20 protein-coding genes and 1 tRNA gene are annotated in these 18,051 nt (G+C 65.8%); 4 read left to right on the top strand and 17 right to left on the bottom strand.

From position 1 onward, the window contains the following. Positions 1-9 precede the first annotated feature (9 nt). The 14 genes from D577_RS0100885 to D577_RS0100820 form a co-directional block, all read right to left on the bottom strand. On the bottom strand, positions 10-708 hold the full coding sequence (locus D577_RS0100885) for a hypothetical protein (protein ID WP_018871212.1): 699 nt from the start codon (positions 706-708) through the stop codon (positions 10-12). A 54-nt stretch (positions 709-762) separates the two neighbouring features. Beyond that, positions 763-2,007, bottom strand: coding sequence for a flagellar hook-associated protein FlgL (flgL, locus tag D577_RS0100880; RefSeq protein ID WP_018945716.1), 1,245 nt, complete (start codon positions 2,005-2,007; stop codon positions 763-765). A 66-nt stretch (positions 2,008-2,073) separates the two neighbouring features. Next, entirely contained in the window at positions 2,074-3,978 is a 1,905-nt protein-coding gene (gene flgK / locus D577_RS0100875; protein ID WP_018945715.1) for a flagellar hook-associated protein FlgK, read from the bottom strand. Between the two features lie 59 nt (positions 3,979-4,037). Further along, positions 4,038-5,120: a flagellar assembly peptidoglycan hydrolase FlgJ gene (flgJ, locus tag D577_RS0100870; RefSeq protein ID WP_018945714.1), complete on the bottom strand. Its 1,083-nt coding sequence runs from the start codon at positions 5,118-5,120 to the stop codon at positions 4,038-4,040. Beyond that, entirely contained in the window at positions 5,120-6,334 is a 1,215-nt protein-coding gene (locus D577_RS0100865; RefSeq protein WP_026288828.1) for a flagellar basal body P-ring protein FlgI, read from the bottom strand. The genes flgJ and D577_RS0100865 overlap by 1 nt, the downstream gene beginning before the upstream one ends. Before the next feature lie 19 nt (positions 6,335-6,353). Then, positions 6,354-7,025 carry a flagellar basal body L-ring protein FlgH gene (gene flgH / locus D577_RS0100860; RefSeq protein ID WP_371180219.1) on the bottom strand — a complete coding sequence of 224 codons (672 nt, stop codon included), beginning with the start codon at positions 7,023-7,025 and terminating at the stop codon, positions 6,354-6,356. 37 nt (positions 7,026-7,062) lie between these two features. Then, positions 7,063-7,851 (bottom strand): flagellar basal-body rod protein FlgG, encoded by a 789-nt coding sequence (flgG, locus tag D577_RS0100855; RefSeq protein ID WP_018945711.1) that lies wholly within the window; start codon positions 7,849-7,851, stop codon positions 7,063-7,065. A 43-nt stretch (positions 7,852-7,894) separates the two neighbouring features. Beyond that, positions 7,895-8,635, bottom strand: coding sequence for a flagellar basal-body rod protein FlgF (gene flgF / locus D577_RS0100850; protein WP_018871219.1), 741 nt, complete (start codon positions 8,633-8,635; stop codon positions 7,895-7,897). A 35-nt stretch (positions 8,636-8,670) separates the two neighbouring features. After that, positions 8,671-9,915, bottom strand: a complete 1,245-nt coding sequence (gene flgE / locus D577_RS0100845) for a flagellar hook protein FlgE (RefSeq protein ID WP_018945710.1) — start codon at positions 9,913-9,915, stop codon at positions 8,671-8,673. A 33-nt stretch (positions 9,916-9,948) separates the two neighbouring features. Then, positions 9,949-10,644 carry a flagellar hook assembly protein FlgD gene (locus D577_RS0100840; RefSeq protein WP_018945709.1) on the bottom strand — a complete coding sequence of 232 codons (696 nt, stop codon included), beginning with the start codon at positions 10,642-10,644 and terminating at the stop codon, positions 9,949-9,951. A 10-nt stretch (positions 10,645-10,654) separates the two neighbouring features. Next, complete coding sequence (gene flgC, locus D577_RS0100835) at positions 10,655-11,077, bottom strand: flagellar basal body rod protein FlgC (protein ID WP_018871222.1); 423 nt, start codon at positions 11,075-11,077, stop codon at positions 10,655-10,657. Between the two features lie 21 nt (positions 11,078-11,098). Further along, positions 11,099-11,509: a flagellar basal body rod protein FlgB gene (flgB, locus tag D577_RS0100830; protein WP_018945708.1), complete on the bottom strand. Its 411-nt coding sequence runs from the start codon at positions 11,507-11,509 to the stop codon at positions 11,099-11,101. A 187-nt stretch (positions 11,510-11,696) separates the two neighbouring features. Next, the gene (locus D577_RS0100825; protein WP_018945707.1) at positions 11,697-12,512 is read right to left on the bottom strand and encodes a protein-glutamate O-methyltransferase CheR; all 816 of its coding nucleotides are present in this window, start codon (positions 12,510-12,512) and stop codon (positions 11,697-11,699) included. Positions 12,513-12,707: 195 nt separating this feature from the next. Beyond that, the gene (locus tag D577_RS0100820; RefSeq protein WP_018871225.1) at positions 12,708-13,637 is read right to left on the bottom strand and encodes a chemotaxis protein; all 930 of its coding nucleotides are present in this window, start codon (positions 13,635-13,637) and stop codon (positions 12,708-12,710) included. A 222-nt stretch (positions 13,638-13,859) separates the two neighbouring features. Here D577_RS0100820 and flgA point away from each other — a divergent pair, with 222 nt between their 5' ends. From flgA to D577_RS0100800, 4 genes are all read left to right on the top strand, one after another. Continuing rightward, positions 13,860-14,528, top strand: coding sequence for a flagellar basal body P-ring formation chaperone FlgA (flgA, locus tag D577_RS0100815; RefSeq protein WP_018945706.1), 669 nt, complete (start codon positions 13,860-13,862; stop codon positions 14,526-14,528). A gap of 92 nt (positions 14,529-14,620) precedes the next feature. Beyond that, positions 14,621-14,938 carry a flagellar biosynthesis anti-sigma factor FlgM gene (gene flgM / locus D577_RS0100810; RefSeq protein ID WP_018945705.1) on the top strand — a complete coding sequence of 106 codons (318 nt, stop codon included), beginning with the start codon at positions 14,621-14,623 and terminating at the stop codon, positions 14,936-14,938. Positions 14,939-14,942: 4 nt separating this feature from the next. Continuing rightward, complete coding sequence (locus D577_RS0100805) at positions 14,943-15,425, top strand: flagella synthesis protein FlgN (RefSeq protein ID WP_018945704.1); 483 nt, start codon at positions 14,943-14,945, stop codon at positions 15,423-15,425. 79 nt (positions 15,426-15,504) lie between these two features. Further along, positions 15,505-16,221: a flagellar brake protein gene (locus D577_RS0100800; protein ID WP_018945703.1), complete on the top strand. Its 717-nt coding sequence runs from the start codon at positions 15,505-15,507 to the stop codon at positions 16,219-16,221. 71 nt (positions 16,222-16,292) lie between these two features. On the opposite strand, the gene D577_RS0100795 is transcribed toward D577_RS0100800, so the two are convergent. The 3 genes from D577_RS0100795 to D577_RS0100785 form a co-directional block, all read right to left on the bottom strand. After that, a tRNA-Ser gene (locus D577_RS0100795) sits at positions 16,293-16,383 on the bottom strand. 111 nt (positions 16,384-16,494) lie between these two features. Then, positions 16,495-16,698 (bottom strand): carbon storage regulator CsrA, encoded by a 204-nt coding sequence (csrA, locus tag D577_RS0100790; RefSeq protein WP_018945702.1) that lies wholly within the window; start codon positions 16,696-16,698, stop codon positions 16,495-16,497. Positions 16,699-16,760: 62 nt separating this feature from the next. After that, positions 16,761-18,014 carry an aspartate kinase gene (locus tag D577_RS0100785; protein WP_018945701.1) on the bottom strand — a complete coding sequence of 418 codons (1,254 nt, stop codon included), beginning with the start codon at positions 18,012-18,014 and terminating at the stop codon, positions 16,761-16,763. Between the last annotated feature and the right edge of the window lie 37 nt (positions 18,015-18,051).

Raw genomic sequence — 18,051 nt, 5'->3', positions numbered from 1 at the left:
CCGGAAGGGTCAGGGGGCGAGCTGCAGGGTCATCGCCCCCTCGTCCACTTCCACCGACTCGATCCCCGCCTGCAGGCCCCGGAAGGGTTCCAGGGCCAGCAGGTCTTCGTCCTTCAGCCCGCCCAGCCAGGCATCCGGGAGCGGGATTCCGGCCACACTGACCCCGACCAGGCGCGCGCGCACGCCCTCGTCCTCGGTGGTCTCGAAGTGCACCCCGGAATTGACGTTCAGGGTGCGTCCGCCCAGCAGCGGGACCTCGGCGGGGACATCCACCCGTACCCGGGTGCTGACCTGCCCCGGGGTCAGGCGCACCGACACGCGATTGGCCAGATCCGGATCGCGCGCGATCAGCGCGTTGAGTTCGCGTTCGGAAAACGCGATCCGGCGCGCGGCGTCGTCTTCCTCGTAGAGTTCGGGGATCAGCGGCTCGGCGTCCGGGTCGTCCAGTTCCACGATCGCCCCGCCGCGTTCGGCGTCCGGACGCGGCACGGCCGGTTCCCGCGTGCGCTCCAGGGCCTGCAGCTTGTCGTCCAGTGCCTGCTGCTCCTCGACATCCAGTTCCACGGACTTCGGCTCGCCCGACTGCAGCTGCACCCAGCCCCAGAATCCGGCCCAGATGATCGCCAGGCCGAGCAGGATCAGCAGGTAGCGCGGCGGGCGCCCGGTAGAACCGGCCACACCCTTGCCGGTGGAATCGCGTTGGGCCATGTCAGGGGTCTCGGTGTAGGTCCGCCGGCATCGTCGCCGCCGGGTCGCGGCGCGTCAAATGAAATCGAACAGCGACAGCCGGCTGGTCTCGCTGTAGGTCTGCTGCGCCGCCTGCAGCGCGACCTGCTGCTGGTTGAAGCGACTGATGGCCTCGGCATAGTCGAGGTCGCGGATATCGGAGGCCGCGGTTTCCAGATCCAGCAGGCGGTCCTCGTTGAGCTCGGTCTGGTCGTCCATGGTCTTCAGCCGTGAGCCCACGTCGGCCCGGGTCTCGTTGAAGTTTTCCAGCGAGGCATCCAGGTCAGCCAGGGCGGTGTTGGTGGCGGTCGCCAGGCTGGCCCGGTTCTCCCGCGTACCGGTGCCGTCCTCCAGTGCGCCGATGATGTCATCCAGGGTGGAGAAGATGTCCTTGTTGCCCGCCGGACGCGAGAGCACCTCGTCACCGGCCTGAGGATCCCCGCTGAGGGTCACCGACCGCCCGGCAAAATCGATGGATTCCCCGGACACAAACGGCTGCCCGTCCAGTGGCTCTCCGTCGGGTCCGTCGACGGTGTTTCCATCCGCATCCCGCACGCTGTAGGCCATCTCGCCATCGGCATTCTCCGCGAACTCGATGGTGTACTCCTCGCGGTCCAGCTCGCGAACGTCGTACACCTCGGCCTTGTCGATCACCAGCGAGCTGTCATTCTCGCGGTTGGCCACCTCGGCGGTGGCGCGGCCGTCATTCTCCGCGACGTTCATGAACACGTCCGCACCGGTGTCGCCGACCGGCACCGAGCGGGTCGGCGAGATCTCGACCTCACGCACGCTGCCGGTGCCCTGAGCACCCTCGTAGCGGACCGTGCCCTCGCCGTCCTGCTTGAACGGCTGCTCCAGCGAATTGGTCCCGGCAAAGATGTACTCGCCGTTGGGATCGCGGGTATTGGCGATCTCGAACAGCTCGTCGCGCAGCTGGCGCAGCTCGTTCGCCTGGTAGCGCCGGGTCTCGTCGGTCTGGCTGTCATTGTTGCCGGCCACCACCAGTTCGCGCGCCCGCTGCAGGGCATCGGTGCCCGACTGCAGCAGCGACTCCTGCTGTTTCAGGCGCGGCTGCGCGTTGTCGATGTTGCGCTGGTACTGCTCGGTGGCGCTGATGATGCGTTCGAACTGGTTGGTCTGGGTCGCGCCGCTGGGGTCATCGGAGGGCCTGAGGATCCGCTCACCGGAGCCCAGCTGCAGCGACGTCCGGTTCATCTCGGACTGGTTGCGCTGGATCTGGTCGATCCCGGTCTGGAAGATCTGGGTGGTCGATATGCGCATCGTTTCATCCCCGGATGCCGCGGCATCCCGTCAACTTCTGTACACCGTCGTTCGGATGCGGGCCCATCAGCCGCGCACCGCGCCCAGCAGACTGTCGAACAGGCTGTTGCCGATCTGGATCACCTGCGCCGAGGCCTGGTAGGCCTGCTGATAGCGCAGCAGGTCCGCCGCCTCTTCGTCCAGGTTCACGCCGGATACCGACTCGCGCTGCTCACGCGCCTGGTCCAGCTGGGCGCTGGCCGATTCCTCGGCCACCTGCGCCTGGCGGGTCTGCGTGCCAACGCTGGCGATCAGGCTGTTGTAGGCGTCGCCGAAATTGCGGCGTCCTTCAACCTGATCCGCCTCGGCGAGCTCGTTCATCGCCTTCATGTTGCGGTTGTCGCCTTCACGATTCTCGTTGGTGAAGACCTGGAAGCTGTCGTCTTCCTCGGGGGTGCCGCGGATCTCCATTTCCCAGCCGTCACCGGTGAGGCGATAGACCCCGTCGTCCACCTCCTCGGTCTCCAGCTCCTCGCCGTCCGAGCGCACGAACTCGTCCCCGTCGAAGGTGATCTCCAGCCCGTCGATACTGCCGTCAAACGCCTCACCATCGGGGTCCGGGTCCGTCGCGGCGATCTCGCTCACCTGCGCCGAGCCGACGTTTTCCGCGCCCTCCTCGGCCCGCAGGGCCGCCGCAGCCGCCAGTTCGTCGCCATCCTCCATCAGCACATCCATCTGCCCGACGCCGGTACGCGTGGGCTGGATCAGCCATTCCCCGGTGATGTCTTGATCTTCCAGCTCCGACAGATCCACCGCCAGCCCATCGATCCGCAGGACCTCATCCTCGATCTCGAAGTCGTCCAGAACCCGGTTGTCCGAGGCGCGCCGAACTTCGTATTCCCCTTCGTCATCACGCAGCAGGCGATAGTCGTCGGTGGTCAGGGCCGAGGCGTCCTCGATGCTCACCTCGGGATTGGCACCGGGCTTCGGATCCCCCGCACCCCACACCTGTGGCTCACCCAGCGAGAAGATCGGCCCGCCCTGCTCACCGTTGAGGTCCAGACCCAGCTGGTTCTGATGGTTGAAGCTTTCACCCAGGGAATGCGCGATCTGGCCGAGGGTGTTCTGCGCCTCGTCGATCAGGCCGCCGCGCGTCTCCAGCAGGGCCCCCAGCTCGCCGCCCTGGATGAACCGCGAGATACTGGCGGTGCCGTCACCGCTGGGCACGCCGATATCCAGCTGGTCGGGGTCTCCCGACAGGGCCTCGGCGCGCAGCTCGCGCGCATCCCCGCCGAGCACCAGCGACTGGCCATTGCCGACGAACACGTTCAGCGCGCCGTCATCCTGCTCCACGGTACGCACGTCCACCTTTTCGGCCAGTTCGTTGACCAGGCGGTCACGCTGGTCGAGCAGGTCGTTGGGGGAGGCCTGGGTGGAACCGGAGACGATCGCGCGGTTCACGTCGGCCAGTGACTCGGCGAGATCGTTGACCTCCTGCACCCCGGTCTCGATCTGGCCATTGACGATGTCGCGCTGCTCCTGCAGACGGCTGTCAATGGAGCCCAGGCGTTCCACCAGCGATTCGGCCTCGGTGCGGAACACCTCGCGCGCGGAACTGGAGGTCGGATCGCTGCTGACGTCCTGCGCCGCGTCAAAATAGCTGTCCAGCACCGGCTGCAGGCCCGAGGACTCGTCCGCGAGCAGGTCATCGATGCGATTGGCGATCTGCACCCGGGTCTCGGCGCCGGTGGCGGTGGTGGTCGCGTCGGTGAGCTGGCGGTTCACGAACTCGTCGGAGATGCGCCGGACGTTGTCGACCTGCACCCCCTGGCCCTGGAAGTTACCCCCCAGGAACTGCGGCGGGCGGTTGGCCAGCGAGGTATCCTGGCGCGAATACCCCTCGGTGGAGGCATTGGCGATGTTGTTGCTGGTGGTGCCGATGGCCCGTTGATAGGCCAGCAGGCCCGACGTCCCGATATTGAGGGAGCTCATGACGCCATCCTCCGTGACCCGCGGGGTTCATTGATCAGTCTGTCACCGTTACGCATGTTCTACCCCTCGGCCGGGTTATCGGCGGGTCCCGCCGAAACTTGAGCATGGACGGGTTCGCGCACCTGCGCGACCCGCTCGCGCAGGTCCAGGATCTTGTCCGCGTATTCCGGGTCGGTCGCATACCCCGCCGCCTGCAGTTCGCGCACGTAGGTGGCGTCGTCGCCGGCCTGCAGCGCCTTTTCGTAACGCGGGTTACTGCGGATGAAATCAACGTAATCGGCGAACGACCGTTCCGGACCGTCGTAGGCACGGAAGCGGGCCTGCTCGCGCTGGGCCACGCCGTCGCGGAATTCCAGCGTTCCCACCGACACCGCATCCCCGTCCCAGGAGCGGTCGGCCTTGATGCCGAACAGGTTGAAGCTGGGGTCACCGTCCCCCCGACTCGGCATGTGCTGGCCCCAACCGGTCTCCAGCGCACTCTGCGCCAGCAGTACCGATGGATCGACGCCCAGCTCCTCCGCGGCCTCCTCCGCCAGCGGCCCCAGACGGTCCACGAATTCCTCCGGGCTGCGCGGTGGCCAGTCGCCGGCGGCAATCGGCCGTGCCACGGGCTCCGGACGGCCGGCCTCGGAAGCCTGCGGGACCGCGGCCGGCGCCTCGGCCGGCGTCTCGGTCCGTGTTCCGGCGGGGGCCTCGGCGGGATCGACCTGCGTGCCGGCATCGTCATCAATGCCGCGGCGCGGCGGCAGCGAATCGTTGCGCCGCGGTGCCTCCAGGTTGTCCAGGCGCTCGGGGTCGTGCAGCACCTCGGGATCGGTGGGCGCGTTCTGTTCGAGCTCGCGCATGATCACCTCGCGCAGCCCCAGACCCTCGCCTTCGCTGGCCGAACGCGCGACCTCCTGATCGAACATCTCCTGGTACATCTCGGTCTGTTCGTTCTCGAACATCCCGTCGCCCAGCGAGGCCTCGCGCATCTGCTTGAGCATCTGGCCGACCAGCATGGCCTCGAACTCGCGCGCGACCGACTCCATGCCCTCGCGACTGCCACCCTGCGCGGCCCGCGTGAGATCGTGCAGGCCCGAGGGATCGGAGGCCATCGCCTGACTGGCCTGCATCCGGCCCTGATCGCTCGGTCCGATCATCAGATCACCACCAGCTCCGCCCGCAGCGAGCCCGCCTCGCGCAGGGCCTGCAGAATGGCCACCAGGTCGCTGGGTGCCGCGCCCACGTTGTTCACCGCACGCACGATCTCGTCCAGCGAGGTTCCCGCGTCGAACAGGAACATCGGGTTGTTCTCCTCCTCAATCGCGATGTCGGTCTCCGGCTGGATCGCGGTCTCGCCCGGGGCCAGCGGCAGCGGCTGCACCACCTCCGGTGACTCGGTAATCGTCACGGTCAGACTACCGTGCGACACCGCGGCCGGCGACACCTGCACGCTGGACCCGATCACAACGGTGCCGGTACGCGAATTGACGATCACCCGTGCGGGGGCCTCACCGCGTTCCACCGGCAGGTTTTCCAGTTCGGCAACGAAACTGACCCGCTGGCTGGGATCGGTCGGTGCACGCACCGTGACCGACGAGCCGTCCTCGGCCCGGGCGGTGCCGGCGCCGAAGGTCTCGTTGACCGCCTCGGTCAGGCGCGTGGCCGTGGTGAAGTCCGGGCGATTGAGGTTGAGGGTCACGGTGTCCCCCTCGGCGAACGCAGTGGGCACCTCGCGTTCCACCGTGGCCCCGTTTGGGATTCGCCCGACACTGGGCACGTTGACCGTAATGCTGGACCCGTCGCCGCCCTCAGCATCAAAACCGCCGACGATCAGGTTGCCCTGGGCGATGCCGTAGGTCTCGCCATCGGCCCCCTTCAGCGGGGTCATCAGCAGGGTACCGCCGCGCAGGGAGTCGGCGTTGCCCATGGACGACACGGTGACGTCGATGTCCTGCCCGGGCCGGGCGAACGGCGGCAGGTCGGCGGTGACCATCACCGCCGCGGTGTTCTGCAGCTGGGGGTTGGCATCCTCATCCGGGCTCAGACCGAGCTGGGTGAGCATATTGTTGAGGCTCTGCACGGTAAACGGCGTCTGCGTGGTCTGGTCACCGGTGCCGTCCAGTCCCACCACCAGGCCGTACCCGATCAGCTGGTTCTCGCGCACCCCGGACACACTGGCCAGATCCTTGACCCGTTCCACGATGCCGGAGCCACCCTGCTGGGCCCCGGCCTGTTGCTGGGCCTGCTGCTGAATCGCGGTCTGCGCGGAGACACCCTGGCCCCCGAGGGTGACCAGCAGCCCGGCGGAGAGGGCCGCCACCGCGACTTGCCGAAGCCTCCTGCGCATCGCCTGTCGGATTCCTGCCTGCATGCGTCACCTCGTCCTTATGCTAGAAAGGCCAGATCGGGCTGTTGAAGAACCGGGTGATCCACCCGGGGGTGTTGCTGTCGGCGATGAAGCCGGTCCCGCCGTAGGAGATGCGGGCGTCCGCGAGCTGGCCGGAGAGCACTGTGTTGTCGGCGCTCACGTCCTGCGGCCGCACGATGCCGCGCAGCCGCACGTATTCCTCGCCCTGGTTGATGCCCAGCCATTTCTCGCCCTGCACCACCAGGTTGCCGTTGGACAGCACCTCGGCCACGGTGACGGTGATCTCGCCCTCGAGCTGATTGCTCTGGCTGGAGTCGCCCCCGCCATCGAATTCCCGCGAGCTGTTGTTGCTGGCGCCGAACAGGGGACGCCCGGAGCGTGTGGCCTCGCCGCCGAACGCCTCCAGATTGCCGAGGTCGAGGTCGGAGTCCTTGGAGGTGCTGGTCGAGGAGGATTTCTGCGCATCCGTACTTTCGGCCAGGATCACGGTGAGCACGTCTCCCACCCGGCTGGCAGTGGTGTCGGTGAACAGTCCCTGGGACTGCGACGCCTGGAAGATACTGCCGTTGTTCTCGGCCTGCGGGACCGGCTCGGGCGGTTCCACCGCCTGATACTCGGGCGCATCGCCCGGGCGCTCGTCGTGCGGCATGCTGGCGCAGCCGCCCAGCAGCAGGAAGACCAGCGGAACCGCCATGCGGCGGAAGGCGACGGGAATCATGGCGTTCATGGCGTCACCCGATGGTCTGGTTGATGAACTGCAGCGCCTGGTCGGCACTGGAGATGGCCTTGGAGTTCACCTCGTAGGCCCGCTGGGTCTCGATCATGTTCACCAGCTCCTCGGCGATATTCACGTTGGAGGTCTCAAGCGAGCCCTGGATCACCGTGCCCACGCCATTGAGCCCGGGGTTGGCCTGCTGCGCCACCCCGGAAGCCGCGGTCTCCTTGAAGATGTTCTCGCCCACCGCCTCCAGGCCCGCGGGGTTCACGAAGTCCGCCAGCTGGATCTGCCCCAGGTCGACCGGTTCGGCCTGCCCCGTAATGCGAGCGGTCACGGTGCCATCCTTGCCGATGTCGATCGACTCGGCATCATCCGGGACAAACAGGCCCGGCTGCAGCGGATAGCCGTTGGACATCACCACCTGGCCGTCGGAATTGACCTGGAAGCTGCCGTCGCGGGTGTAACCGACGTCACCGTTGGGCATCAGCACCTGGAAGAAGCCGTCGCCCTCGATGGCGACGTCCAGAGAGTTCTCGGTCTGCTGCAGGTTGCCCTGTTCGAACATCTTCTCGGTGCTGACCGTGCGCACGCCGGTGCCGATCTGCAGGCCCGAGGGCAGCTGCTGATCCTGGGTGGCCTGGGCGCCGGGCTGGCGCACGGTCTGGTAAATCAGGTCCTCGAACACCGCCCGGTCCTTCTTGAAGCCGGTCGTGTTCGAGTTGGCCAGGTTGTTGGACACGGTCGACATGCGCGTGTCCTGCGCGTCTAGACCGGTCTTGGCAATCCACAGTGCCTGGTTCATGGCGTTTCTCCTGTCAGTCGGGGTGTCTCCGGGATACCCCGGATCAGCCCATGCCGAGCAGCCGGTTGCTGCTCTGTTCCAGCGTGTTGGCGGTGTCCATCATCTTGACCTGCGTCTCATAGGTCCGGGACAGCTCGATCATGCGGGTCAGCGCCTCCACGGTGTTCACGTTGCTGCTCTCCAGCGAGCCGGAGGTCAGCGTCACGTCGGCGTCCGCCGGCGCCTCGCCGCCGTCCGCCATGCGGAAGAGGCCGTCATCCCCGCGCTCGAGGTCCTCCACGTCCGGGTTGACCAGGCGGATGCGCTCGACTGCCGCCAGCGCATCGGCCGGCGCCCCCTGCGGGCGCACGCTGATGGTCCCGTCGGTGCCGATCTCGACCTTCTCCGATGGCGGGATCGCGATCGGGCCGCCGTCCCCCATCACCTGCATGCCGTCGGCGGTGCGCAAAAGACCGAAGCCGTCCACCTGCAGATTGCCGGCGCGGGTGTAGCCCTCCTGACCGTCCGGACCCTGCACCGCGATGAAGCCATCGCCGTTGATCGCCACGTCGAGGTCGCGCCCGGTACTGCGCAGCGTGCCCTTGGAGAAGTCCGCCGCCTCGGTCCCCACCTGCACGTAGTCGCGGGTGTCGTACACCGGTCCGCGAACCGGGACGGTATCCGCCGTTGCCAGCGCCTGACGGAAGCCATCGGTATTGGCATTCGCCAGGTTGTGGTTGTTGACGGACTGGGCGTGCTCGGTCTCCCGGGCCCCGGACATCGCGATGTAGAGAAAACGGTCCATGGTTTGACCTCCCGCAGGATCCTCCGGTTACCGCCCTAGCGGATATTGATGATCGTCTGGGTCACGGTGTCGGCCGTGGAGATGGTCTGGGAGTTGGCCTGGAAGTTGCGTTGGGCCGTGATCAGGTTCACCAGCTCCTGCGCAATATCCACATTGGAGGCCTCCAGGGCCCCGGCCTGGATCTGCCCGGTGCCGCCCGAACCCGGCGCGTTCAGGGTGGGCCCGCCGGAGGCGAAGGTCTCGGCCCAGTTGTTGTTGCCCAGCTGTTCCAGACCCTGCGGGTTATCGAAATTGGCCAGCGTCACCTGGCCCAGCACGTCCGACTGCCCGTTGCTGTAGCGCGCAAACACCACGCCCTCGTTGTCGATATCGATATCGGTCAGCGTGCCCGGGGCAAACCCGTCCTGGTTGAGGTCGCTGACCCCGAAATCGGAGCCGTACTGGGTCGTTCCGGCGAAATCGATGGTGATCTCGTGGTCATCCTCGAAGTTGCCGCCGGGAGTGAAGGTAAAGGTCGCGTCGTCGTCATCCATCGCGTCGAAATCCAGCTCGCCGTTGCCATCGAACGCCAGCTGCTTGGGATCGCCCTCATTGACCACCTCGCCGTTGACGGCGACATGGGCCTCCCACTCGTTGTCATCGGTCTTGGTGAAATAGACCTCCGCGTCCTGGGCCTCGCCCTGGCCGTTGTACACCGTCAGCGAAGTGGAAAAGTTGTAGCTGTCCGGGACGGCCACGCCATCATCGGTTTCGAAGCCGTCCTCGATCACCGGGGAATCCGACTGCAGATTCAGCCGGGCCTCGATATCGGAGGTCACCTGAGGTGCACCCTCGCCGGTCTGCAGCTGCAGGTCGCCCGGAGCACCTCCCAGATCTGCCGGGTCAGTATCACCGTCCTCGGCAATGTATCCCTGCAGGTTCTGGCCCTGACTGTTCACCAGGAAGCCATCGCGGTCGACCTGAAACTCGCCGGCGCGCGAATAGACCGTATTGCCATCATCATTGAGCTGGAAAAAGCCCTCGCCGTCGATGGCCAGGTCCAGACCGTTCTCGGTGAACTCGGTCTGCCCCTGGCTAAACTGCTGGGTCACCGCCAGCAGGCGCGAACCGGCACCGGTGGCCGTCTGCGAGGTCCCGCCGAAGGACTGCGCATAGACGTCCCCGAATTCCGCACGCGATTTCTTGAACCCGGTGGTCCCCGAGTTGGAGATGTTGTCGCCGGTCACGTCCAGGTCGGCCTGGGCCGAGTTCAGTCCGCTCAATCCGATGTTGAAGGGCATGTTCCGTTCCTCCGTCAGGTTTTTCGTCGAACGTCAGCCGGAGATCCGGCGTACGTCGGAAAAGTCGATCTCGCCCACACCATGCACATTCAGTGCCAGGCCGTTTTTCTCGCCGCCCATGGAGACGCTGTCCACGCGCTGGTTGAGAAAGGTCTCCAGCGATTCGGTGCTCTCCCCGCTGCGCGCGGTCGCCCGTACCTCGTAGACCCCGGCCGGCGCGCGCTGTCCGTTGTCGGTCAGGCCATCCCACTGGAAGTCCTGCAGCCCGGCGCCCATCGCGCCGAGATTCATGCTGCGCACGCGTTCACCAGCTCCGTTCATGATCTCGACCTCCACCGACTCGGCCGAGGCCCCCAGCTCGAACGCGCCGCTCATGCCGCCCTCGGGATCCAGCTGGCCGAACTCCACCGGCACCAGCACGTCCTTGCCAACGAGATTGGCGCCCTGCACCGCCTGGTTCTGGCCCATCGACTGGGCGAAGCCCTCGAACGACTCGTTCAGCTCCTGGATTCCGGTGACGCTGGAGAATTGCGCCATCTGCGCGATGAAGTCCCCGTTTTCCATCGGCTCGAACGGGTCCTGGTTCTGCAGCTGGGTCGTCATCAGCTTGAGGAAGTCCTCCTGTCCCAGTTCTTCGCTCGGCCCCTCCGCCTCCTGGCGGTCGCGCTGGGCCTGGCGGTCGGTGCGAATGCCCGCCCCTTCAAGCATGTCGGGAGTCAGTCCGGTCATCTGCGTTCTCCTAGCCCTGTCCGCCCATCTGCAGCGTGCGCTGCATCAGCTGGCGGGTGGTGTCCATGACTTCGACGTTGGCTTCGTAATTGCGCGAGGCCGACATCATGTTGGCCATCTCCTCCACCACGCTGACTGCGGGCCGGAAGATGTAGCCTTCTTCGTTCGCCTTCGGATGGTTCGGCTCGTAGTGCATGTGCGGCTCGGCATCCGATTCCTCGATGCCCGCCACCTGCACTGGTGTCGCCGTCCCGTCGCGGTTGGCCTGGTCCATCACCGCCTGAAACAGGACATGCTTTCCGCGATAGGCCTCCTCGGCACTGCCAGCCGCCGTATTGGCGTTGGCCAGATTCGAGGACACCGTATTCAGCCGCGCCGACTGCGCCGTCAGCGCCGAGGCCGAGGTATTGAAAAGGTTGAACAGATCACTCACGGCGGTGGCCTCCCGTCAGGTTCAGCGATTGCCCCGGAAGGCATCGCGAATGCCGGAAACCCGGCGGTTAAGAAATTCGAGACTGCTCTGGTACTTGACCGAGTTCTCGGCGAACGCCGCCCGCTCCATCTGCGGATCCACGGTGTTGCCGTCCAGAGATGGCTGTGAAGGAATGCGGTATTTGAGCTCGGCCCCGGTGCCCGCGGCGGCCGTCCCTGGATCCTGATGACCTGCCCGGGTCTGGCTCATCGCCAGCTGCCCGCCACCGCCCCCGTCGGCCGCCTCCAGCTGGCTGCGAAAATCCAGATCGCGCGCCTTGTAGCCGGGGGTGTCGGCATTGGCGATATTCGAGCTCAGAACCTCCATGCGCTGCGAACGCAGGTTCACCGACTCCGGCAGAATCCCGAGTGCCTTGTCCAGCGATATGCTCATCCCGTTCCGTCCGGCCCGCACATGGCGGGCATCCGTTGCCTGACCACGACGATGCAATCGCCGTGCCATTGGCTGCCGGCAAAAGGGAAAAGGATTGGGAGGGACGCCGGCGCGCGGCCGGCCGCGCGGCGAATCGCCGCGCTGGGAAACGAGCACCGGGCCCGTTGCAGGCCCGGCGTGGAGGGGTTCAGCCCTTCAGCCGCAGGACCGAGCCGTACTCGGTGCGCACGGTTTCGTAGGCCTTGCTGTAGGGCCCGACCGTCTCGGAAGCGCCAAGAAACAGATAGCCACCGGGGTTGAGCTGCTTCGCTATACCGTCAAGGACCTGACGCTTGGTCTCGGCCGAGAAATAGATCAGGACGTTGCGGCAGAACACGATGTCAAACTTGCCCAGCGCCGCGTAGCTGTCGACCAGGTTGAGTTTCTGAAACCGGCAGCGGCGCTGCACTTCGGGGATGATCTTGTGCCCCTCGGGCACGGTCTCGAAAAACCGGGACCGCCGCGACTCGCTGAGCCCGCGCACGATGCTCAGACCGTCATAGACTCCCTTGCGGGCATCTTCCAGCACGCCCTCGGACAGGTCCGTCCCGAGAATGCTGACGGGCACCACCCGGCGCGGGCGCGACGCCTCCCATTCCGAGACCACCATCGAGATGCTGTAGGGCTCCTGGCCACTGGAACACCCGGCCGACCAGACCTTGATCGACGACCGAGTGGACGCCAGCTCCGGGAGGATCACGTGGCGCAGGATTTCGAACGGAAAACCGTCGCGAAACCAGGAGGTTTCGTTGGTGGTCATCGCGTCGATGACGCGCGTGCGCAGCTTCGGGCTGGGGGCCTTGCGCAGCGCGTGCAGCAGCTCCGGCACGTCCTTGTAGCCGAATTCATCCAGCAGGCGGGACAACCGGCTGGACACCAGGTACTGGCGGCTGTCCCCCAGCACCAGGCCACAGCACTCGGAGAGAAAGCGCGCGAATTCTTCGTAGTCACGGGAATCGATCACGCACACATCTCCGCCTTGACGCGTGCCGGGCCCGTCCGCCGTCCGCTGGTTGTTCGGTTCGATGATTCCATGCCGCCACAGTATAGGGCTTCGAGGCGGCCTTGCGGGAGTCCGCAGCCTGCAAAGGGGCGGCAAGCGCCGACCGCCCTCCTCCGCCGGGCCGGCAACCCCTCGCCCCCGGCAACCACCGACATCTCAGGCGGTCTTGTTGATCTGTTCCAGGACCGCACTGGCCAGTTCGTCCGGGTTGAACTTGGAGAGGAACGCATCCGCGCCGGCCCTACGCACCATGTCGGTATTGAATTCGCCGCTGAGCGAGGAATGCAGCAGCACCCGCAGCGGTCGCAGCCGCTCGTTCTCGCGGATCTTTGCCGTCAGGGTGTAACCGTCCATGCGCGGCATTTCGATATCCGAGATCACCAGCTCGACCGTGTCGTGGATCGGGCCCTCTGCGGCTTTCTCCTCCAGGTAATCCAGGGCTTCACGCCCGTCCTTGCACAGCACGTAGGGCCACTCGAGCCCCTGGATGGCGCTTTCGATCTGGCGGCGGGCCACCACCGAATCGTCGGCGATGACGATTTCCCGACGCTCGGGTGTCTGCTCGGCCACCGCGGAACGCACGCTTTCCGACACCTCGGTGGGCAGCGGATTGACCAGCGACAGCACGCGCTCCACGTCGATGATCTCCACCAGCTTGTTGTCGAGTTCGGTGACCGCCACCAGAAACGACTCGCGCCCGGTGCCGCGCGGGGGCGACTTCACCTGGTCCCAGTTGACGTTCACGATCCGATCCACCGCCGATACCATGAAGCCCTGCACCGAGCGGTTGAACTCCGTGATCACAACCTTCTGCTGCCCGTCCGCCCCGGCCCGGGTCGACTGCATGCCCATCGCCCGCGCCAGATCGATGATCGGCACGGTCTTGTCGCGCAGGGTGGTCACTCCCCGCACCACCCCGGCGGACCCGGGAATCTGGCGCAACTGCGGCAGCGGAATCACCTCGCGCACCTTGAACACGTTGATCCCGAAGGTCTGCGTGCCGCCCAGATAGAACAGCAGAAGCTCCATCCGGTTCTGCCCGACCATCTGCGTGCGCTGGTTCACGTCGTCAATAAACTGACTCACGGTTCTCGCCCCCTGGGTTGTTCTCCCTGCTAACGGCCGCGCCGGCGGGAGCTTGAACCACGCATCGGGCGTGCAGGACAGGCCCGGATACCATGGCACGGAATCTGCATGCATCCCGCTACGAAGACACAGGGTCAACGGTGACCGGACATGCACCTTCTCAAGTTACAGGCTTTGCTCCCGTACCGCAGCCCGGGCCGCAGCGGGGGTGCGCTTCTCCTGATGCTCGCGCTCCTCGCCCCGGGCGCGCAAGCGGAGATCGAGCCGGTGCAGAACATCCGTGACAGCGCGGAACGGTTCCTGCACCAGCAGCTGGGGGAGCACAACGGTGACGATGTGGAGGTGCAACTCGGTCATGTCGACGAGCGCCTGCGCCTCAAGCGCTGCGACGAGCCCCTGGAGGCCTCGCTGCCGCCCGGCGGACGCCCGAGAGGCAATACCGCGGTCAACATCCGCTGCCCCGGGCCGGTGACCTGGTCGGTGTACGTTCCGGCCGCCGTGGAACGCCACGCCGAGGTGGTGGTGGCCCGACGCAACCTGTCGCGCCAGCAGACCCTGGGACCGGGCGATCTGCGCATGGAACGCATCGAGACGTCGCGCCAGGCCACCCATTATTTCGAGGACGCATCCGAGGTCGTCGGTCTGCAGACCCGCCGCGCGATCCGCCAGGGCCAGGTCATCGGCCAGCAGCACGTCAACGAACGCCAGGTGATCCAGCGCGGCCAGCGCGTTACCATCCTCGCCAGCAGCGGCAGTGTCACTATCCGCATGCAGGGCGAAGCCCTGGAGGACGCCACGGCCGGCGACTGGATCCGCGTGCGCAACACGTCCTCGGGACGCGAGATCGAGGGCGAGGTCCAGCCATCGGGCACGGTCCGCGTCGCCCTGTAGTAAAATGTGACGGAAATCCCGCAACTGACCCTACAGTTTCGGGCATTCCGGCCGATACACGCGGTAGACCAGTAAAACGACAGGACAAAGTCATGGATATCAAAGGCCCCAACATCAACGGCCTGCGCCCCGACAGCCAGAACGGCGGAGTCCGCGGCCGTGACGACGACGCCCGCACCGGCGGCAACGGGGTGGATCGCGCCGGCAATGGCGATGCCGCCAATGGCGACGCCGTCACCCTGACCGGTGCCGCCCAGGCCATGAACGGCAGCGGCGAAGCCAGCGAGGCCGCGCCGTTCAACGAGGCGAAGGTGGCCGAGATCCGCGAGGCGATCGCTCAGGGGAACTACCCGATCGACAACGAAGAACTGGCCGATCGCATGATGGAAATCGAAGGCCTGCTGCGGTGATCCGGTGGTGACCGACGAAACCGGAATTCGTCCTTCCCTGGAGGAATCCATCCGTCTCGGACAACGGCTGGAGGATATCCTGCTGGAGGAAACCCGGGCCATTGAGTCACGCGAACCGGATCGGCTGCAGGCCGCGGTCCAGCGCAAGCAGGAACTGCTGCAGGCACTGGAAACCGAAACCCGCAAACAGCAGCAATGGATCGAAGCCCGCGGTGCCGAGTTCACCCCGGAAGGGGTAGCACGGCTGTTCGCGCGTCTGGAGGGAGGGGAGCACCTCAACGACCGCTGGCAGGCGCTGCGGGCGACGATCGAACGCTGCAACGAACTCAACCAGGGCAACGCCCGGCTGATCGAACGCAACCAGCGCCGGGTGCAGATGTCCATGCAGATCCTGCGTGGCGAAGACAACGGACCGGCCACGACCTACGACCCCTACGGCAAGGCCCGTCACCGCCGTACCACCGGCCAGACCATCACCCGCGCCTAGCCCGAACGGGACCGAACAGGCGTGAACTCCGTCACAGGGTGTATGATGCGCGAACCCACTTCGGACGCGACGTGCCCTCATGGATGACAACGATTATACCGTCGACACCCCGGAACGCATCGGCCAGATCCTGCGCGACCTGGACCATGGCCTGACCCTGGTCAGTATCCGCCTGGAAGAAAGCGGCCCGCTGCACACCTCGGCGCTGATCCGTCTGGATGCCGACGCGCGGCGTCTCTACCTCGACCAGCTGCAACCTCCCTCCCTGCACCAGCGGATCCGACCCGGCCAGCCCCTGCGCGTATTCGCGACCCTGCGCGGGGTGGCCGTGCGGTTTACAACCGAGGTCCGCCAGATCGTGAGCGAATCGCCGGGGGATCTCTACGAATGTCCGTATCCCGCCGAACTGCAATACCTGCAGCGTCGGGAAACCTTCCGCGTTCATATCCCCCTGAGCAATCGCCCGACCCTGCAGATCCAGGGCGAGATGCACGAAGAACCGATCGAGGGATCGGTGGTGGACCTTTCGGCCGAAGGGATGTGCGTGGAACTGCCGAATGAAGTGCTGCAGGACATCCCCTATGGAAGCCGACTGGAGTTCACCAATTTGATGCTCCCGGACGTGCAGGAAAGGGTCTCCGGCGCCGTCAAACTGGCCAACTCGCGCCCTTCCACTCGCAAAGGCCACTCGTATGCCGGCTGCGCGATCATCGAGATGTCGGCCCGCCTGGAACGTGCCATCAACGTCGCCCTGCTGTTCTATCAGCGTGAGGAACGCCGCCGCGCGATGAACTGACTGACCCCGGCTTCCGTGCCCACAAAAAAGGCCCGCACGAGCATCACTTGCCGTGCGGGCCTTTTGCGTTCTGGCGGAGAGTGAGGGATTCGAACCCTCGATGGGCTTTTGACCCATACTCCCTTAGCAGGGGAGCGCCTTCAACCACTCGGCCAACTCTCCGTAACTGCGGTGCAGAGGATACGGATTCACGCCGCGGAATGAAAGCCCGCGCGGCCCCGAATTGATGATTTTACCTTCATTCGGGCCGCGCGGAGATCGCAGCGTCGGACGTCACTCGTTCCCGCGATTGTCGTCGGAGCCGTGTTCCGAATCTTCGTCCTGAATCCGCTGAAAGATCTCTTCGCGATGAACCGCCACGTCCGGGGGCGCATTGATGCCGATCCGGACCTGGTTGCCCTTCACACCCAGAACGGTGACGGAGACGTCATCGCCGATCATGAGGGTCTCCCCCACCCGACGCGTCAGTATGAGCATGCTTTTCTCCACAGTACCTGTGTCGGACGAGGTCGGTCGCCCGGAATCCGTTGATTGAGTCGTCACCCCTGCTGCTCCTTTGGTAGACCGGCTGGCTCCTCTTCGAGTTCAAAGGCATCGTGCAGCGCACGCACCGCCAGTTCGAGGTATTTTTCGTCCACGACCACCGAGATCTTGATCTCCGACGTCGAGATCATCCGGATGTTGATGTTTTCCCGCGACAGGGCCTCGAACATCCGGCTGGCAATACCCGCATGCGACCGCATCCCGACACCCACGACCGAGATCTTGACGATATGGACGTCGCCCGAGACCTCGCGGGCGCCCAGTTCGTCCGCTGCCCCCTGCAGCAGTTCCAGCGCCTTCTCGTAGTCGTTGCGATGCACGGTGAAGGTGAAATCGGTCGTGCGGCCGTCCTCGCCGACGTTCTGCACGATCATGTCCACCTCGATGTTGGCATCCGCCACCGGCCCGAGGATGCGATGCGCGACCCCGGGCTGGTCCGGCACGCCGCCCACCGTCAGCTGCGCTTCGTTCTGATTGAACGCGATTCCCGCGACCAGCGCCTGTTCCACCGCTGCATCCTCCTCCGTGGTGATGAGTGTCCCGGGCCCCTCGCCAAACGACGAAAGGACACGTAAGGGGACGTTATACTTGCCCGCAAATTCCACTGCCCGGATCTGTAGCACCTTCGAACCGAGGCTCGCCATCTCCAGCATCTCCTCGAAGGTCACTCGTTCGAGGCGCCGGGCCTGGGGCACCAGTCGCGGATCGGTGGTGTAGACTCCGTCCACATCCGTATAGATGCGACATTCGTCCGCTTTCAAGGCCGCGGCCAGCGCCACCGCCGTGGTGTCGGAGCCACCACGCCCCAGGGTCGTGATCGCCCCGTCCTCGTCCACGCCCTGGAAGCCGGCCACGACCACGATGCGGCCGGCCTCCAGGTCATCACGCACGCGGGCGTCGTCGATACTGCGGATCCGCGCCTTGTTGTAGGCGCTATCGGTCCGGATGGTCACCTGGGCACCGGTATAGGAGCGCGCCGGGCAACCCTTGGCCTCCAGTGCCATCGCCAGCAGGGCGATGGTGACCTGCTCCCCGGTGGACAGCAGGACATCCAGCTCGCGCCCGTCGACCCGCGGGTTGAGTTCGTTCGCCAGCCCCAGCAGGCGATCGGTCTCGCCGCTCATCGCGGACACCACGATTACCAGCTGATGGCCCTCCTCGCGCAGATGGAGCGCGCGTTCGGCCACCGCCCGGATGCGTTCGGTCGTCCCGACCGAGGTGCCGCCAAATTTCAGTACCAGCAACGCCATTGCAGAATCCCTGTCCGGCCCGAAGGCGGCGCATTAA

The organism is Thioalkalivibrio sp. AKL17 (genome assembly GCF_000377885.1).
Classification (GTDB): Bacteria; Pseudomonadota; Gammaproteobacteria; order Ectothiorhodospirales; family Ectothiorhodospiraceae; genus Thioalkalivibrio; species Thioalkalivibrio halophilus.
Note: the sequence above shows the minus strand (reverse complement) of the source record. Positions and strands in the feature narration are given on the sequence as shown.

Bases quoted from the DNA above. Each gene is read 5' to 3' on its own strand.
- D577_RS0100885 (WP_018871212.1), bottom strand. From the start codon at position 708: ATGGCCCAACGCGATTCCACCGGCAAGGGTGTGGCCGGTTCTACCGGG.
- flgL (WP_018945716.1), bottom strand. From the start codon at position 2,007: ATGCGCATATCGACCACCCAGATCTTCCAGACCGGGATCGACCAGATC.
- flgK (WP_018945715.1), bottom strand. From the start codon at position 3,978: ATGAGCTCCCTCAATATCGGGACGTCGGGCCTGCTGGCCTATCAACGG.
- flgJ (WP_018945714.1), bottom strand. From the start codon at position 5,120: ATGATCGGACCGAGCGATCAGGGCCGGATGCAGGCCAGTCAGGCGATG.
- D577_RS0100865 (WP_026288828.1), bottom strand. From the start codon at position 6,334: ATGCAGGCAGGAATCCGACAGGCGATGCGCAGGAGGCTTCGGCAAGTC.
- flgH (WP_371180219.1), bottom strand. From the start codon at position 7,025: ATGGCGGTTCCGCTGGTCTTCCTGCTGCTGGGCGGCTGCGCCAGCATG.
- flgG (WP_018945711.1), bottom strand. From the start codon at position 7,851: ATGAACCAGGCACTGTGGATTGCCAAGACCGGTCTAGACGCGCAGGAC.
- flgF (WP_018871219.1), bottom strand. From the start codon at position 8,635: ATGGACCGTTTTCTCTACATCGCGATGTCCGGGGCCCGGGAGACCGAG.
- flgE (WP_018945710.1), bottom strand. From the start codon at position 9,915: ATGCCCTTCAACATCGGATTGAGCGGACTGAACTCGGCCCAGGCCGAC.
- D577_RS0100840 (WP_018945709.1), bottom strand. From the start codon at position 10,644: ATGACCGGACTGACTCCCGACATGCTTGAAGGGGCGGGCATTCGCACC.
- flgB (WP_018945708.1), bottom strand. From the start codon at position 11,509: ATGAGCATATCGCTGGACAAGGCACTCGGGATTCTGCCGGAGTCGGTG.
- flgA (WP_018945706.1), top strand. From the start codon at position 13,860: ATGCTCGCGCTCCTCGCCCCGGGCGCGCAAGCGGAGATCGAGCCGGTG.
- flgM (WP_018945705.1), top strand. From the start codon at position 14,621: ATGGATATCAAAGGCCCCAACATCAACGGCCTGCGCCCCGACAGCCAG.
- D577_RS0100800 (WP_018945703.1), top strand. From the start codon at position 15,505: ATGGATGACAACGATTATACCGTCGACACCCCGGAACGCATCGGCCAG.
- csrA (WP_018945702.1), bottom strand. From the start codon at position 16,698: ATGCTCATACTGACGCGTCGGGTGGGGGAGACCCTCATGATCGGCGAT.
- D577_RS0100785 (WP_018945701.1), bottom strand. From the start codon at position 18,014: ATGGCGTTGCTGGTACTGAAATTTGGCGGCACCTCGGTCGGGACGACC.